Here is a 15,479-nt window from a genome sequence, read left to right as displayed (position 1 = left end):
CGTGAAACAGCGCCCGGCAAGCTTTCCGCAGAATGCGGAAAGCCTCCACCATCAGGCAGGTCGCAGGAGCGTGTGAATGAACAGCCGTATATTGTCCCTTGTCGCCAGGCGGCTGGTCGTCATGCTGACGACCCTGCTGATCGTGTCTTTTATCGTCTTTTCCGCCACCAGCCTGCTGCCCGGCGACACGGCGACGATACTTCTCGGCCAGTCCGCGACGCCAGAGGCCGTGGCCGGCCTGCGCACCGCCATGCATCTCGACGATCCCGCGCTTCTGAGGTTCGTGCGCTGGCTTTTCGGCCTGCTGCACGGCGAACTCGGCACCTCCTATGCCAACAACATGGCGATTGCCGATCTCATCGGTCCGCGTTTCGTCAACTCCATGAAACTCGCCGGCATCACCACCATCATCGCCGTGCCACTGGCGCTCACACTCGGCATTAGCGCCGCCATGCTGCGCGGAACGCTCTATGACCGGGCCGTCACCATCCTGACCATCGGCGTCATTTCGGTGCCGGAATTCATGATTGCTACGCTCGCAGTCCTGCTTTTCGCCGTTTATCTCAAATGGCTTCCAGCCTTGTCGCTGGTGAGCGAGATCCACTCCGTTTTCGATGTGCTGCGCGTTTACGCCATGCCGGTCATCACGCTCACCTTCGTCGTCTCGGCACAGATGATCCGCATGAGCCGCGCCGCCGTTATCGAAACGCTCGATACCCCCTATGTGGAAATGGCCCTTTTGAAGGGTGCACCGCGCATGCGCATCGTGCTGCGCCATGCGCTTCCCAATGCGCTCGGCCCCATCGTCAATGCGGTGGCGCTGTCGCTCTCTTACCTCGTCGGCGGCGTCATTATCGTCGAGACGATCTTCAATTATCCCGGCATCGCCAAATTGATGGTCGATGGCGTCGCCACCCGCGACCTGCCGCTGATCCAGACCTGCGCGATGATCTTCTGCGTCGGTTATCTCCTCCTCATCACGACGGCTGACATCATCGCCATCATGTCCAATCCGAGGCTGCGCTGATGGCCGATCATATCAAGACATATCAGGGGACTTCGCGTTTGGGTTACAAGATCAACGCAGTCGGCGTTTTCGGCTTTCTCGTCATTTTCCTCTGGGCGATGGTTGCGATCTTCGCGCCCTATCTCATCCCGCATCCCGTGGGTGAAATTGTCGATCTCGACTATTTCGGGCCGATGACCTCAGATCTCTGGCTTGGCTCCGATTATCTCGGCCGCGATGTGTTCTCCCGCATCCTCATGGGTGCGCGTTTCACGGTCGGCATCTCGCTTGCGGCCGTCACCATTGCCTGCACCGGTGGCGTCGTGCTCGGCATGTGCGCCGCCGTCATCGGCTGCTGGTTCGATGCGGCGCTGAGCCGATTTCTCGATGCGGTGAATTCCATTCCGAGCAAACTATTCGGCCTCGTGGTCGTCGCCGCCGTCGGTTCGTCCATTCCGGTGCTGATCATCACGCTCTCGGTCATATACACGCCGGGCGCCTATCGTTTCGCGCGAGCGCTGGCGGTGAATGTCAACACCATGGATTTCGTCACGGTCGCCCGCGTGCGCGGTGAAAGCCTGTTCTACCTCATCGGCTCGGAAATCCTGCCTAATATCATCCGTCCAGTACTTGCCGATCTCGGCGTGCGCTTCGTCTTCATCGTTCTGCTGTTGTCGGGCCTCTCCTTCCTCGGCCTTGGCCTGCAGCCGCCAAATGCGGACTGGGGCGCGCTGGTGCGTGAAAATATCGGCGGCCTGCCTTTTGCGGCACCCGCCGTCATCTTCCCGTCGCTGGCCATCGCCAGCCTGACGATCAGCGTCAACCTGCTGATCGACAATCTGCCGCAGAAAATCCGCGACAGGAGCGAAGCATGAACAATCTCGTTGAAATCCGTGGGCTGAAGGTCGAGGCGACCACCGATTCCGGCCGCCGTATCGATATCATCAAGGGTGTCGACATCGACATCGCTGATGGCGAGATCGTAGCGCTGATCGGCGAAAGCGGCTCGGGCAAGACCACCATCGCCTTGACCCTGATGGGCCACGCCCGGCCGGGCTGCCGCATTTCCGGCGGCAGCGTAAATTTCGCGGGCCGCGACATGGTGCAGCTTTCGGAAGCCGAGCGCGCCAAGGTGCGCGGCACGAAAGTGACCTATGTGCCGCAAAGCGCCGCAGCCGCCTTCAACCCCGCACAGAAGATCATCGACCAGGTCATCGAAGTCACGCGCATCCACCATCTGATGCCGCCGCAGGAAGCGCGCACCCGGGCGATTGAACTTTTCAAGGCGCTGTCGCTGCCAAACCCGGAGACCATCGGCGAGCGTTACCCGCATCAGGTTTCCGGCGGCCAATTGCAGCGCCTCTCCGCCGCCATGGCGCTGATCGGCAACCCGCAGCTGGTGATTTTCGACGAACCGACCACCGCCCTTGACGTGACGACCCAGATCGAGGTTCTGCGCGCCTTCAAATCCGCCATGCGCAAGGGCGGCATTAGCGGCGTTTACGTGTCGCACGATCTTGCGGTCGTTGCCCAGATTGCCGACCGCATCGTCGTGCTGAAAGGCGGCGAGGTGCAGGAAACCGGCACCACCAAGGATATTCTCGAAAATGCGCAACATCCTTATACGAAGGAATTGTTGACGGCGTTTCATGACAAGGTCCGCGTCGTCGAACCAACCAAGCGGGAACGGGCAACACCGCTGCTGGACATTGAAAATCTAATCGCCGGTTATGGCACCAAGGGTGACGACAAGTTGCCGCTGGTGCGGGCGGTGGATTCCGTCAACCTTGCAGTCTATCCCGGCCGCAACCTTGGGATCATCGGCGAATCCGGCTGCGGAAAGTCAACACTTGCTCGGGCGATTGCCGGCATTCTGCCGGCGGCAAGCGGCCATGTCATCTTCGAAGGCCGCGAACTGGATGCCGACGCCAGACATCGGACCAGCGACCAGCTGCGTCGCATGCAGATCGTTTTCCAGTATGCCGATACTGCCCTCAACCCGTCAAAACCCATCGAGGATATTCTCGGCAGGCCGCTGACCTTTTATCACGGCATGAAGGGCAAGGCGCGCGATGCGCGGATCGATGAGCTGCTCGATATGGTGAAGTTGCCGCGTTCGGTGCGCCATCGCCACCCTTCCGGCCTTTCGGGTGGACAGAAGCAGCGTGTCAATTTCGCCCGGGCACTTGCGGCCAAACCATCGCTCATCATCTGCGATGAAATCACCTCAGCGCTCGATACCGTCGTCGCAGCCGCAATCATCAGCCTTCTGGGAGAACTCCAGCGTGAGCTTGGCCTCTCCTATATCTTCATCAGCCACGATCTTTCTGTTGTGGAGACCATCTGTGACGAAATCGTTGTGATGTATGGCGGGCAGAAGGTGGAGCATCTGGAAACGGAAGCGATCAAAGCGCCGACCCATCCTTACTCGAAACTGCTCTTCTCCTCCGTGCCAAAACTTGACCCGGCATGGCTCGACAATCTTCAGCAGGATGCGGAGCTGGTGCGGGCGTTTTCGAAGAGGTGAGAATGAAATGATACGGCCGGGCAACGGGCCGTTTTCTCACACCTCACAGCGGAAACAGGCTGGTCAGCGGCATATGCGACTTGATGATCGGTGATTTCAGCACCACGAAGCTGAAATATTTGTCGATGCCGACATCCATATCCGTCAGCCGCTCCATGATCGACTGATATTCGACGATGCCTGACGTGACGAATTTCAGCAGATAATCGTATCCGCCGGAAACGAGGTGGCATTCCACAACCTGGTCGATCTTCTCAACAACGCCGAGGAAGCGGGCGAAATCGATCTGTCGGTGGTTCTTGAGCGTGATCTCCGTGAAGACCGTCAGCGTCTGGCCGAGCTTGTTGATGTTGATCTGCGCCGAATAACCTTCGATATAACCTTCGGCCTGCAGCTTCTTCACCCGCATCAGGCAGGGGCTGGGCGAAAGATTGACGAGCTCCGCCAGTTCGACATTGGTGATACGACCGTTTTTCTGCAGCTCGTAGAGGATCTTGATGTCGATCCGGTCAAGTTTCATCATGTGCGGAACCCCTTTTTTGTTTTTTGTAAGCGCAGCATAAAATTCTGGCGCGTTGACGGAAATCTTATCACATGGGCGAGGCCTGTCGACGTGGGGATATTTTTTTGATGCAGCATAAAGAGTTGCAGAAGCATCGCCGAACAGCAGGAGATTCCGGCGAGAGGCCTAGTCTGGCAGCGTTTACACCTCGGCTGAGGTAAATTAGGACGAATATAAGGAGTCCGATTATGACCGCCCCGCTGCAACGGATCACGACATCGCTGGAACTGCCGAAATCCGCGGACGCCGTCATTATCGGCGGCGGCATTGTCGGTGTCTTTACCGCCTATTACCTCGCCCGGCGCGGCCTGAAAGTGGCGCTGGTCGAAAAAGGCCTCATTGGCGCCGAGCAATCCAGCCGCAACTGGGGCTGGTGCCGACAGCAGAACCGCGATGCCCGTGAATTGCCGATCTCCACTGAGAGCCTGGCACTTTGGGAGCGATTTGCCGCCGAGAGCGGCGAAGACACCGGTTTTCGCCGCTGCGGGCTGTTTTATCTCAGCGACAATGAAGCGGAGCTTGCCGGCTGGGCGCGCTGGCGCGACTTTGCCATCACAGCCGGCGTAACGACCCATATGCTAAGCGCCGACGAGGCAAGCGAACGCGGCCGCGCCACGGGAAAACGCTGGAAAGGCGGTGTGTTTTCGCCGACAGACGGCACGGCCGATCCTTCCATGGCGGCACCCGCCGTTGCGCGCGCCATCATCAAACTGGGCGGCACCGTACACCAGAATTGCGCCGCGCGCGGGCTGGAAACGGAGGGCGGACGCGTCAGCGCCGTCGTTACCGAAAAAGGCACCATCCGCACCAAAACCGCCATCATGTCCGGCGGGGCCTGGGCCTCCTCCTTTTGCCGCCAACTCGGCATCCGTTTTCCGCAGGCTTCGGTTCGCTCTTCCATTCTGTCCGTCACGCCGGGCGTGGAAGGCCTGCCGGATGCGCTGCACACCGCCGCCGTTTCGGTAACGAAGCGGCATAACGGCGGCTACACCCTCGCCATCAGCGGGCTGGGGCGCATTGACCCAACGGCGCAACAGATACGGTTTTCCCGCGAATTCGTTCCGATGTTCCTGAAACGCTGGCGCAGCCTCCGTCCGGGCGGGCTGGAGGGCATCCGCGGTGGCCACGAGACCCTGAAGCACTGGCGCCTCGATGCGCCGACACCGATGGAGCGGGTGCGTATTCTCGACCCGAAACCCAACGCTGCCGCCATACAGGAAACCCACAAGAGGGCGCTGGAACTTCTGCCGGCGCTGAACAAAACGCGGATTGCCGCCACCTGGGCCGGTTTCATCGACAGCACGCCGGATGGGGTTCCCGCCATCGGTGAGACAAGCGAATTGCCGGGCTTTATCCTCGCAGCCGGCTTCAGTGGCCATGGTTTCGGCATCGGGCCGGGGGCTGGCCATCTGATCGCCGATATCGTGACGGGTGCAAACCCGATCGTTGATCCCGCGCCTTATCACCCCAGCCGTTTCAAGGGCTCGGCCTGGGGCAAAGTCGCGGATTTCTGAAGGTTCTTACAAAACAATATCCGCAGGCCGGAGCCCGCGGATATTGTCGTCCACCGCATTTATTCGAGCAATCAGCTTTTCGGCAGGCCGGGCGGATTGGTGCGTGATTCCGGCAGCGCTTCCTCCGAAAGCTGCCAGCGGTCCAGAATTTTCGCGTAGGCGCCGCTCTTGATCAGATCATTGGTGGCAAGTGTCAGGGCATCGGCGAGCCCCGAACCTTTGCGGGTGGTGATGGCGACATCGGAACGTTCTGGCCAGCCGGCGGAGAGGGTTCCCACGCGCTTGATTGTCTTGTCACGCGCGGCAATGAAGACCAGCTGCGCATGCGGCTGGACGATGACATCCGCCCGACCCGCGGAAAGGGCGACTAGCCGGGTGGCTTCGTCATCGTAGTACTGCAGCTCGATCGGCTTCAAACCGGCGGCGACATTCTCATCGCTCCATTTCAGCAGAATGCGCTCCTGATTGGTGCCGGCGCCGACGATGATCCTCAGCCCCGCCGCGTCCTTCGGCTCCCTGATGTCAGTAATGCCGCTGTCCGACTTGACGAAAAAGCCGTGCAGGCCCTGCCGGTAGGTCGAAAAATCGAACTTCTCCTTACGCTGTTCGGTAACGCCGACATTGGAGATGACGGCATCGTATTTTCCCGAGGCAAGACCGAGCGGCCAATCTGCCCATGCAACCGCCACCAGTTCGAGTTCGAGACCAAGACTGTCGGCCACCGCAAGTGCATAATCGGGATCTGCGCCAACCACCGTCTTTGCATCCGTTGCATAGGTGGCCAGCGGCGGCCCGCCGGGAGCAACGGCGACGGTCAATTTACCCGGCGTGACGAATTTGAAATCCTTCGGCACGGCAGCAATCGCGCCGGGGTCTTTTTCAACCCTGATGCGGCCGGGCTGATCCGGCGACAGATCGAAGACATCAGTTGCGAAAGCCGGAGCGAAACCGGCAATGGAGAGAAAGGCACCGAACGTGGCCGAGGCGAGACGAGAGGTGAAGGTCATTGTGGTTTCCCGATAGGATGATTGCGGGACGGAGGTAGCGCGGGCGGGAGGATGCCCGCGCTACCGGCTGAGTGATGTCCCACCTTCAACTCAGCTTTTGGCTACTCAGCTTTCACGCTCAGCTCTTCGGCAGGCCGGGCGGGTTGGTGCGGGATTGCGTGATGGCTTCCGAGCCGAGATTCCAGCGGGCGAGAACCTTGCCGTAATTGCCGTTCTTGATCTGGGCATTCAGTGCCGCCGTGATGGCTTCGGCAATGCCAGCGTCCTTTTTCGATGCGACGGCGATTTCCGCTGCTTCCGGCCATCCGCCGGAGAAGGTGCCGACGAGTTTGGTCTTCTTCTGGCTTGCCGCCTGGAAGGCAGAAGTCGCATTGGGTCCGAGATAGGCATCGGCACGGCCGGATTGCAGGGCGACATCAAGCACGGCCTGATCGTCGTAATATTGCACCTCCGTGTCGGCCAGCCCCTTCGCCTTGTTGTCCTTGATCCATTTCAGCAGGATCTGCTCCTGATTGGTGGCGGCGCCGACGATGACCTTCAAGCCCGCCACATCCTCCGGCTTGCCGATCGATGTCACCTTGCTGTTATTGCCGACGTAAAAGCCGAGCAGATCGTTGCGGTAGCTGGAGAAATCGAACTTTTCCTTGCGGGCTTCGGTGACCGTGATGTTGGAGGTAACGGCATCGTATTTGCCGGAAGACAGGCCAAGCGGCCAGTCGGCCCAGGCAATCGGAACCAGCTGCAACTCAAGGCCAAGGCTGTCGGCGACCAGCTGTGCGATATCCGGCTCCACACCAATAGGGGTTTTGGTATCGCTCGCATAATCCACAAGCGGCAGACGGAAGGGAACGGTGGCGACCGTCAGTTTTCCATCTGCGATAAACTTGTGGCCGGCTGGCAGAAGCTTGATCGCTTCTTCCACCTTTTCGGCCCGTACCCGGCCCTTCTGCTCAGGCGACAGGTCCACTTCCTGCGCATGGGCGACCGGAACCAGGGAAGCGGTGGCGGTGAAAAGACCGGCCGCGAACAGGGACAATAATTTCGATGAAAATGCCATGAGTGTTTCCTTTGTTTTTGATTAGAGAACTTTTGCGAGGAATTCGGCGGTCCGGGGATGATCCGGGCTGTTGAAGAGCTTTTCCGGCGTTCCCGTTTCGAGGATGCGCCCCTGTTCCATGAAAACGACCCTGTCGGAGACTTCGCGTGCGAAACCGATTTCATGGGTAACGATGATGAGGGTGACGCCGGAGCGGGACAGTTCCTTGATGACGTCAAGCACCTCGTTGACCAGTTCGGGGTCGAGAGCCGATGTCGGCTCGTCAAAGAGCAGCACCTTCGGCCGCAGCGCCAAAGCCCGGGCAATCGCCACACGCTGCTGCTGGCCGCCGGAAAGCTGGCGCGGATAGGCCGCTGCCTTGTCGGCAAGGCCGACGCGGGCCAGAAGATCACGCGCTTCTGCTTCCGCCTGCTCTTTCGAGATGCCGCGAACCGCGATCGGGGCTTCGACGATGTTTTCAAGTGCGGTCAGGTGCGGAAAGAGGTTGAAGCTCTGGAACACCATGCCGACTTCGACGCGGCGCTTGAGGATTTCCCGCTCTTTCAATTCGTAAAGCGTGTCACCCTTCTGGCGATAACCGACCAACTCGCCATCGATGGCGATGAAACCATCATCCACGCGTTCCAGATGATTGATGGAGCGCAGCAATGTCGACTTGCCCGAGCCGGACTGGCCGAGAATGGTGGTGACGCTGCCTGCCGGAATGGAAAGGCTGATATCGTCAAGTACCTTCAGCGACCCGAAGGATTTAGAAACCCCGTGGATATTGACCGAGCCGCCGCGATTGCCGAGCTGGAAGCTCGCGGCGCGAGCAGGCGCTGTACGCTCGGGCCCAGCGGCTACGCTTGTCACCGCTTCCGCCCTATCAAGCGTGGATTTGCGCGGCAGGAAGGTGCGGAAAATGGTGGCAAATAGCGAGGGCGGCGGATTGCGCAGCGCGCCGCGCGCGAAGTGTCGTTCGATATGGTGCTGGACGATGGAAAGCGCCGTCAGGATCACCAGATACCAGACGGTGGCGACCATCAAGAGCGGGATCACTTCGAGGTTGCGCCGATAGATGATCTGGATGGTGTAAAACAGCTCCGGCAGGGCGAGGATATAGACCTGCGAGGTACCCTTGGCGAGCCCAATGATATCGTTGAAGGCAGTTGGCAGGATGGAGCGCATCGCCTGCGGCAGAATGATGCGGGACGCCTGCCGCCGGCGTGGCAGGCCGAGTGCGGCAGCCGCCTCCAACTGGCCCTGATCGACCGACAGAATGCCACCGCGCACGATCTCGGACGCGAAGGCGGCCTGATTGAGCGTCAGCCCTAAAATTGCGGCTGCGAAGGGCGTCATCAGCTGCGTGGTGTTCCAGCTGAAGAAATTGATGCCGCTATAGGGCACGCCGATCGTCACAGTCTCATAGAGATAACCGAGATTGTTGAGGATCAGCAGAAGCACGATCAGCGGGATCGACCGGAAAATCCAGATATAGGTCCAGGATACGGCAACCAGCAGTGGCGAACGGGAAACGCGGGCAAGTGCGAGCAAGGTCCCCAGCGCGAAACCGAACACGGCACCAAGCGCGGTGAGCAGCAGCGTCCGCCCGAGGCCGACCAGTACGGGCTCGGCGAAGAACCATTCGGCAAACACGTCCCAACCCCAACGCGGATTGCCAAAAACCGAATGCAAGACGGCCGCGATGACAAGCACCGAGAAAACCGTGCCAACCGTCCGCAGCGGATACCGGGCGGGGACGATGCGAAAATGCGAGTAACCGCCCTTGGCCAATCCGCTCTCGACCGGCGCGGCCTTCGGTTCGTTCAATGCAACAGGCGGAAAATCGGAGGCTATTGTCATTGGAACGGGCCTTTCAGGGGTGGGCCAGGGAAGGTTGTTGCCGGGTCGCCAGTATCGGCGTTCCGTCCAGAACCGTATCGGACAGCCATTTCTCGAAAGGCAGCGACCTGATCGTCTCAGGGTCGGCCGCTGTATCGAACAGGGCTCGGTAACCATTGGTGAGATAAAGGCCAACCGCCTCCGGCTGACGGAAACCCGTGGTTAGATAGACGCGGGCATAACCCTGCCGGACCGCCTGCTCTTCCAGTTCGCGCAGCACGCGTTTCGCAAGCCCCTGCCGGCGGTAGCCGGAGTGGGTCCAGACCCGCTTGAACTCGGCGGTCTCATCATCGTAGCGCATGAAGGCACCGCCGGCGATCGGCTGACCATCGCGCAGCAGCAGAACGAAATTGCCCGAAGGCGGGCTGAAGGCTTCCGGCGGATATTTGTTCAGTTCCGCCTTGGCGCCTTCCGCGTTGAAAAAAGTGCCGTAGCGGCTGTCATATTCAAACAGCAACTCCTCCAGAAGCGGCGTCGCCAGCGGATCATTGACGGATGTGTAGAGAAAACTATCGCTCATGTCGTTGTCCCAAGGTTACAGCATCAGGAGAGGTAGGCTTCGGCCAGGCGCACCCAGAAGCGCGCTGCCGGTGCGATGATCGCGTCATTGAAATCATAATGGGGGCTGTGCAGCGGCGGGCCTTCGCCATTGCCGACGAAGAGGTAGGAGCCGGGCCGCTCCTGCAGCATGAAGGCGAAATCCTCGCTCGCCGTCCGCGGCTGGAACGCTTCGGCAATCTGCGCGGACGGGAAATGCCTTTTGGCAACCTCACGGGCGAAAACCGTTTGCTGGGCGTGATTGATGACCGGCGGGAAACCACGGGAATAGGAGACATCGGCCCTTGCGCCGAAACTTTCCGCCTGCGCTTTGGCCAGTGCCGGAAGCCGCTCCTCCAGCCTGTCGCGCACAGCAGGCGAAAAAGCCCGGGCGGTGATTTGCAGCTCGACACTCTCGGGAATGACGTTGGAGGCGGTTCCGCCATGGATGGAGCCGACCGTCAGCACCGCCATCTCGCGCGGATCGACATTGCGCGAAACGATGCTTTGCAGGGCGGTGATGAAGCTTGCCGAGGCGAGAACCGGATCGACCGTCTCATGAGGCGCCGCTCCATGCCCGCCCCTGCCGATGATCTGCACCTTTGCCTTGTCGACGGAGGCCATAGCAGGACCTTCGACGAAGCCGAACTGCCCGGTTTCCACACCCGGCCAATTGTGCAGGCCGAAGACGGCATCGACGGGAAAACGCTCGAACAGCCGGTCCTTTATCATTGCTCTGGCACCAGCACCGATTTCCTCCGCAGGCTGGAAGATCAGCGTCAGCGTGCCGGAAAAATTCGAGGTTTCGGCAAGATAACGGGCTGCAGCAAGAAGGATCGCCGTGTGGCCATCGTGACCGCAGGCGTGCATGATGCCAGGTGTTCCACTGGCATAGGCAAGGCCGGTCTCTTCATGGATCGGCAGTGCATCGATATCGGCGCGGATGCCGAGGCGTTTTTCTCCATGGCCACGTCTGAGCGTAGCGACGACACCATGGCCGCCGACACCCTCCGTCACCTCATACCCGAAAGACAGGAGATAACGGGCGATGAGCGCCGCCGTGCGCGTCTCCTTCAGCGAAAGCTCCGGATGCCGGTGAAGATCGTGCCGGATGGCGATGCTTTCCTCGATGAAGGCAAGGATTCCCCGTTCGGCGTCGTCCTGCGGACGCGCGCCGTCAATGCGGATATTCATGGTTCTGTCTCCTGCGCAGCGCTTTTTTTCGCCGCGTCTTGAAATCTGTGCCGGGCTGCGATCACCGCCGCCCGGCCGCAACCTTATGCGATGGCCTTTTCCCTGTTGCTTTCACCGCCGGAATAGACACTTTCCTTGAAAGGAAGGCCGAGGTGATCGCGCAGCGTCGCGCCTTCCAGATGCGGGTCGAAATATCCGCGCCGCTGCAACACGGGAATTACGAGGCGGATGAAGTCATCGAGCCCTTCGGCAATCACAGGGAAGCCGAGGATGAAGCCATCGGCCGCATCATGTTCCACCCAACGGATGATTTCGTCCGCGACCTTGTCGGGCGTGCCGATAAAACCTTCGCGCGGCGTTGCCGCCTCCAGCGCCGCCTCCCTGAGCGTCTGGTTCTTTTCCTTCGCCCGCCGCTTGATGCGGTCGGTCGTCGAGCGGAAGCTGTTCTTGCCGATCTCGCCGAGCTCGGGGAAAGGTTCATCCAGGGGATAGACGCTGAAATCATGATGATCGAAGAAGCGGCCGAGATAGGCGAGCGCATCTTCTATCGTGATCAGGTTACGGATGATCTCATATTTCGCCTCCGCCTCCTCCTGCGTCTCACCGACAATCGGGCCGATTCCGGGGAAAATCTTGACGTCCGCCGCAGACCTGCCCTGCGCGACCGCGCTCTGCTTCACGCGCTTCAGGAAGGTCTGATTTTCCTCCAGTGAGGCGGAATTGGTGAAGACGGCATCCGCATGTTTGCCCGCAAGGCCAATGCCGGCATCGGAGGAACCGGCCTGGAACACAACTGGCTGCCCCTGCGGCGAACGCTGGATATTCAACGGGCCTTCCACCTGGAAGAAGCGGCCCTTATGGCTGAGCGTGTGGAGTTTGGCGCGATCGAAGAACTGCCCCGTTTCACGGTTGCGTACAAAGGCGTCGTCGTCCCAGCTGTCCCAGAGCCCCTTAGTAACCTCAAGATATTCGTCGGCGATTTCGTAACGCAGCGCATGTTCGGGGTGGCTACGGCTATAATTCTTCGCCGTGCCTTCAAGCGGCGTCGTCACGGCATTCCATCCAGCCCGGCCGCCGCTCAGAAGGTCGAGCGATGCGAATTGTCGGGCAATCGTGAAAGGATCGCTATAGGAGGTGGAAACCGTACCCGCGAGACCGATCTTCGAGGTGACCGCAGCGAGCGCCGAAAGGATTGTTAGCGGCTCGAACCGGTTGAGGAAATGCGGAATGGACTTGTCGTTGATATAAAGGCCATCCGCCACGAAGGCGAAGGCGATGCCGGCCGCTTCGGCCTTGAGCGCGTTCTTCTTGAAGAAGTCGAAATTGACGCTGGCATCCACCGGGCTCTTGGGGTGTCGCCAGGCGTTCATGTGCCCGCCGGGACCTTGAAGCATGATGCCGAAACGGATTTTCTTTTTCGTCATGTCATTTCTCCTGAGGACAAAATCACGCCGCCCGGGACAGGCGATGCGTGGCCAAGAGTTCGATTGAGGCGAGCCGCTGATCGGCCCCGACATGTGGTGGCTCGATGATGAATTCCTCAATGCCATGCTCTTCAGAAAGCGCGCGCAGCGCCCGGTGAATATCGTCCGCCCCGCCATGCAGAACGTTGGGTTTGCGCTCCTCGATGCGATAATCACTATCGCCGGACTGGCGGGCAAACTCCCCGCCTGTTCGCGACGACCGAGATTGAAGGCCCTGCCATCGCTCAGGAAAACGCGGTAGATACGCTGGCCCTCAACCTGTCTTGCCGCATGGGCGGGATCGCTTGCGGCAAAAGCCGAAAGAGCAAGGATAGGCGCTTCCCCACCGCTCTCTTCACGGAAAGCAGCAAGGCTGCGACGCAAAACGTCCGGATCCCCGTTGAGATGGCCGGCAAAAACGAAGCTCCATCCTTTCGATGCCGCAAGCCTTGCGCTTTCCGGGCTGGCGCCGAGCAGGAACCGCTCCGCCGCGACCGGCGGCACGGGCGTCGCCTGCAACCCGGCCTGCGCATGGTCTTTCGGGGCGCTGCCGGAAAGAAATGTCGTCAGCTGACCAAAAGCCGTCTCGAAATCGGGCTTGCGGGCGGGATCATAGGCCTGCTGCAAGGCGGAAGTCGCAAGCGGCAGGCCGCCCGGCGTCTTGCCAACGCCAAGATCGACCCGGCCAGGTGCGAGCGATGAGAGGACATTAAAAACCTCGGCAACCTTGTAGGGGCTGTAATGCTGCAGCATGACACCACCTGAGCCAACACGGATATGGGAGGTCTTCGCCAGGATCCACGCCACCAGCGCCTCGGGCGCGGAACCGGCAAGCTCGGGCGAATTGTGATGTTCGGCTACCCAGAACCGGCGATACCCCAGTTCCTCGGCACGCTTGGCGAGATTGATCGTGTCGCGGAACGCGCTTGCCGCGTCCTCACCCGTTGGCACCGGGCTCTTGTCGAGCAAACTGAGCGTATACATCATCACCTCGCGTATCTTTGATGCATAGTTTGTCTACCGATTTTATATTCTAATAAAGGACGTTTGTTCCATGCTGCGAGGAGATCAGAGAAAATATTGTTTTCAGTCAGGTTTTCGAAAGTAGCCCGGCTCAACGCTCTCGAAACCAACGAAAACCTTGCTCCAAAACGCTGCAACAAGCCGCTTTCGCTTGAAATCTCACTGAAACGGCTTGCACCGGAATTCGCTAAAAACTACTAAGTAAGTTAAGAATAACATGGTCCGGCATTGTGAATTTGCCGGTTCTCTTTTCGGATCAGGCGATGTTGACCAAAAAAGGCAAATACGGATTAAAGGCGCTTGTCGATCTGGCGCGGTTGCCCCAGGGCGAGACCGCCTTCGTGACCGAGATCGCGACCCGTAACAACATCCCGAAAAAATTCCTCGATACCATTCTTCTGGAACTGCGCAACAGCGGCATTCTGCGCTCCAAGAAGGGCCCCAATGGCGGTTATTCGCTTTCGAAAATGCCATCCGAAATCATGATCGGGCAGGTCATCCGCACGCTGGATGGCCCGCTGGCACCCATTCGCTGCGCTAGCCGAACGGCCTTTGAAGCCTGTGATGACTGCGATGATCCCGAGACCTGTCAGGTCAGGGTTTCGATGACGGACGTACGGGACGCCATCGCAACCATTCTGGACAATATGACGCTCGCGCAATTCGTCGCAAAGGACGGCCAAGACCAGCGGTCCATCACGGCCAGCGAATAGGAATTCGCCGAGCCGGCAGCGCCCCCTTTATTGCCGGCGCAGATCATCCGCCAGCGATGCGATGAGCCCGGCTTCGCTGACGCCCTCGATAAGACCAAGGCGCGCCATCAAAATTTCAAGGGTGATGGCAGTGTTGCGAACCGAACGACATGTGACGTTTTCCGCTCCGACCTGCGCCGCATCGATATGGGCCGCCAGACTTGATATCTGCGCCTTCAGCAGTTCGACGGCGAGAAATATCTCACCAATCACTGGTTTCGCCGCGCCATCAACGGAAAGCCTGCCGACCAGCAACCCCGAAAGCTCGCGCTGCTTTTGTCCGAGAGCCACAGCAGCCTTCAACAGGGTGGACACGGAAGCAGCCAGATTTTCCGCGCCCTGCGCGAGAAACACCACCTGATCGGCGCGCAACAGCCCTTCCCATGAGCTATTCGGCCGATTGCGCAGAACGATTAGCAGGGGTTGACCGGATGTGTTGACGGCCGGCACGACGATCCAGTCGGCATTGGCCCTCGCCGACCGGGCAATATCATCGGGAAGGCGCAGGGCGTAGTCGTCAGCCGTCACCGGGATCGCTTGCTCCAGCCCGCCATCGGATGTCACCAGCGCGAAGGTCTCACCGAGATCGAGGCGGGCGAAGACAGCTTTGCGCTGCTCTTCACTGCCCGCATTCCGAAGGAATTCAAGCGCGGTGAAATGCTCGACAAGATCATGTGCCGCCTCGGCATTGGCCGCCGCAATGATCGAAAGCGCCTGCGAGAGGATGTCATTGGTTATATCCGCCCCGCCCATTTCAGTTGGAACAGAAAGAGCGAGAAGACCGGAGCGGGCGATCCGTGCGTGGATTTGCCCCGGATTTTCGATGGCGCATTTTTCAGCGATCGTCCGGGCGACGGTCAGCACGTCAAAATCCGCACCGAGGCGTGGAGGAACGAAACGAAGTCTTTCGCCAAGAGGCGTGACGGATCCCATGCTCAACTCCCTCAAACAATGAC

General features: G+C 59.8%; 13 protein-coding genes and 1 pseudogene. 5 read left to right on the top strand and 9 right to left on the bottom strand.

What is annotated here, in order from left to right; translation table 11 throughout:
* The first annotated feature begins 76 nt into the window (after positions 1–76).
* The 3 genes from ACFVTJ_RS11975 to ACFVTJ_RS11965 are packed head-to-tail and all read left to right on the top strand — an operon-like array spanning position 77 to position 3,533.
* On the top strand, positions 77–1,027 hold the full coding sequence (locus ACFVTJ_RS11975) for an ABC transporter permease (RefSeq protein ID WP_386907576.1): 951 nt from the start codon (positions 77–79) through the stop codon (positions 1,025–1,027).
* Positions 1,027–1,881, top strand: a complete 855-nt coding sequence (locus ACFVTJ_RS11970; protein WP_386907574.1) for an ABC transporter permease — start codon at positions 1,027–1,029, stop codon at positions 1,879–1,881. The genes ACFVTJ_RS11975 and ACFVTJ_RS11970 overlap by 1 nt, the downstream gene beginning before the upstream one ends.
* Positions 1,878–3,533 carry an ABC transporter ATP-binding protein gene (locus tag ACFVTJ_RS11965; protein WP_386907572.1) on the top strand — a complete coding sequence of 552 codons (1,656 nt, stop codon included), beginning with the start codon at positions 1,878–1,880 and terminating at the stop codon, positions 3,531–3,533. Before ACFVTJ_RS11970 ends, ACFVTJ_RS11965 begins: the two co-directional genes overlap by 4 nt.
* A gap of 43 nt (positions 3,534–3,576) precedes the next feature.
* Here ACFVTJ_RS11965 and ACFVTJ_RS11960 read toward each other — a convergent pair whose 3' ends face one another.
* Positions 3,577–4,053, bottom strand: a complete 477-nt coding sequence (locus ACFVTJ_RS11960) for an Lrp/AsnC family transcriptional regulator (RefSeq protein WP_003506856.1) — start codon at positions 4,051–4,053, stop codon at positions 3,577–3,579.
* Between the two features lie 230 nt (positions 4,054–4,283).
* Between ACFVTJ_RS11960 and ACFVTJ_RS11955 the strand changes: the two genes are divergently transcribed.
* Positions 4,284–5,609, top strand: a complete 1,326-nt coding sequence (locus ACFVTJ_RS11955; RefSeq protein WP_386907570.1) for an NAD(P)/FAD-dependent oxidoreductase — start codon at positions 4,284–4,286, stop codon at positions 5,607–5,609.
* Positions 5,610–5,680: 71 nt separating this feature from the next.
* On the opposite strand, the gene ACFVTJ_RS11950 is transcribed toward ACFVTJ_RS11955, so the two are convergent.
* The 7 genes and pseudogenes from ACFVTJ_RS11950 to ACFVTJ_RS11920 form a co-directional block, all read right to left on the bottom strand.
* Positions 5,681–6,616, bottom strand: coding sequence for an ABC transporter substrate-binding protein (locus tag ACFVTJ_RS11950; RefSeq protein WP_386907568.1), 936 nt, complete (start codon positions 6,614–6,616; stop codon positions 5,681–5,683).
* Between the two features lie 118 nt (positions 6,617–6,734).
* A complete protein-coding gene (locus tag ACFVTJ_RS11945; RefSeq protein WP_386907566.1) occupies positions 6,735–7,673 on the bottom strand; it encodes an ABC transporter substrate-binding protein in 939 nt (312 codons plus the stop codon).
* Between the two features lie 21 nt (positions 7,674–7,694).
* Positions 7,695–9,515: an amino acid ABC transporter permease/ATP-binding protein gene (locus ACFVTJ_RS11940; protein ID WP_386907564.1), complete on the bottom strand. Its 1,821-nt coding sequence runs from the start codon at positions 9,513–9,515 to the stop codon at positions 7,695–7,697.
* A gap of 13 nt (positions 9,516–9,528) precedes the next feature.
* Positions 9,529–10,074: a GNAT family N-acetyltransferase gene (locus ACFVTJ_RS11935; protein ID WP_386907562.1), complete on the bottom strand. Its 546-nt coding sequence runs from the start codon at positions 10,072–10,074 to the stop codon at positions 9,529–9,531.
* Between the two features lie 23 nt (positions 10,075–10,097).
* Positions 10,098–11,285, bottom strand: a complete 1,188-nt coding sequence (locus tag ACFVTJ_RS11930; RefSeq protein WP_386907560.1) for a M20 aminoacylase family protein — start codon at positions 11,283–11,285, stop codon at positions 10,098–10,100.
* Between the two features lie 83 nt (positions 11,286–11,368).
* Complete coding sequence (locus ACFVTJ_RS11925; RefSeq protein ID WP_386907558.1) at positions 11,369–12,709, bottom strand: LLM class flavin-dependent oxidoreductase; 1,341 nt, start codon at positions 12,707–12,709, stop codon at positions 11,369–11,371.
* Positions 12,710–12,731: 22 nt separating this feature from the next.
* Positions 12,732–13,735 (bottom strand): annotated as a pseudogene (locus ACFVTJ_RS11920) (LLM class flavin-dependent oxidoreductase).
* Positions 13,736–14,034: 299 nt separating this feature from the next.
* Here ACFVTJ_RS11920 and ACFVTJ_RS11915 point away from each other — a divergent pair.
* Positions 14,035–14,484 (top strand): RrF2 family transcriptional regulator, encoded by a 450-nt coding sequence (locus tag ACFVTJ_RS11915; protein WP_386907556.1) that lies wholly within the window; start codon positions 14,035–14,037, stop codon positions 14,482–14,484.
* A 27-nt stretch (positions 14,485–14,511) separates the two neighbouring features.
* Here the strand turns inward: ACFVTJ_RS11915 and ACFVTJ_RS11910 are convergent, their stop codons facing one another.
* Positions 14,512–15,456, bottom strand: coding sequence for an acyl-CoA dehydrogenase family protein (locus ACFVTJ_RS11910; protein WP_386907554.1), 945 nt, complete (start codon positions 15,454–15,456; stop codon positions 14,512–14,514).
* Between the last annotated feature and the right edge of the window lie 23 nt (positions 15,457–15,479).

The organism is Agrobacterium sp. NPDC058088 (assembly GCF_042885035.1).
GTDB lineage: Bacteria > Pseudomonadota > Alphaproteobacteria > Rhizobiales > Rhizobiaceae > Agrobacterium.
This window is presented reverse-complemented; position numbering and strand designations above follow the sequence as displayed.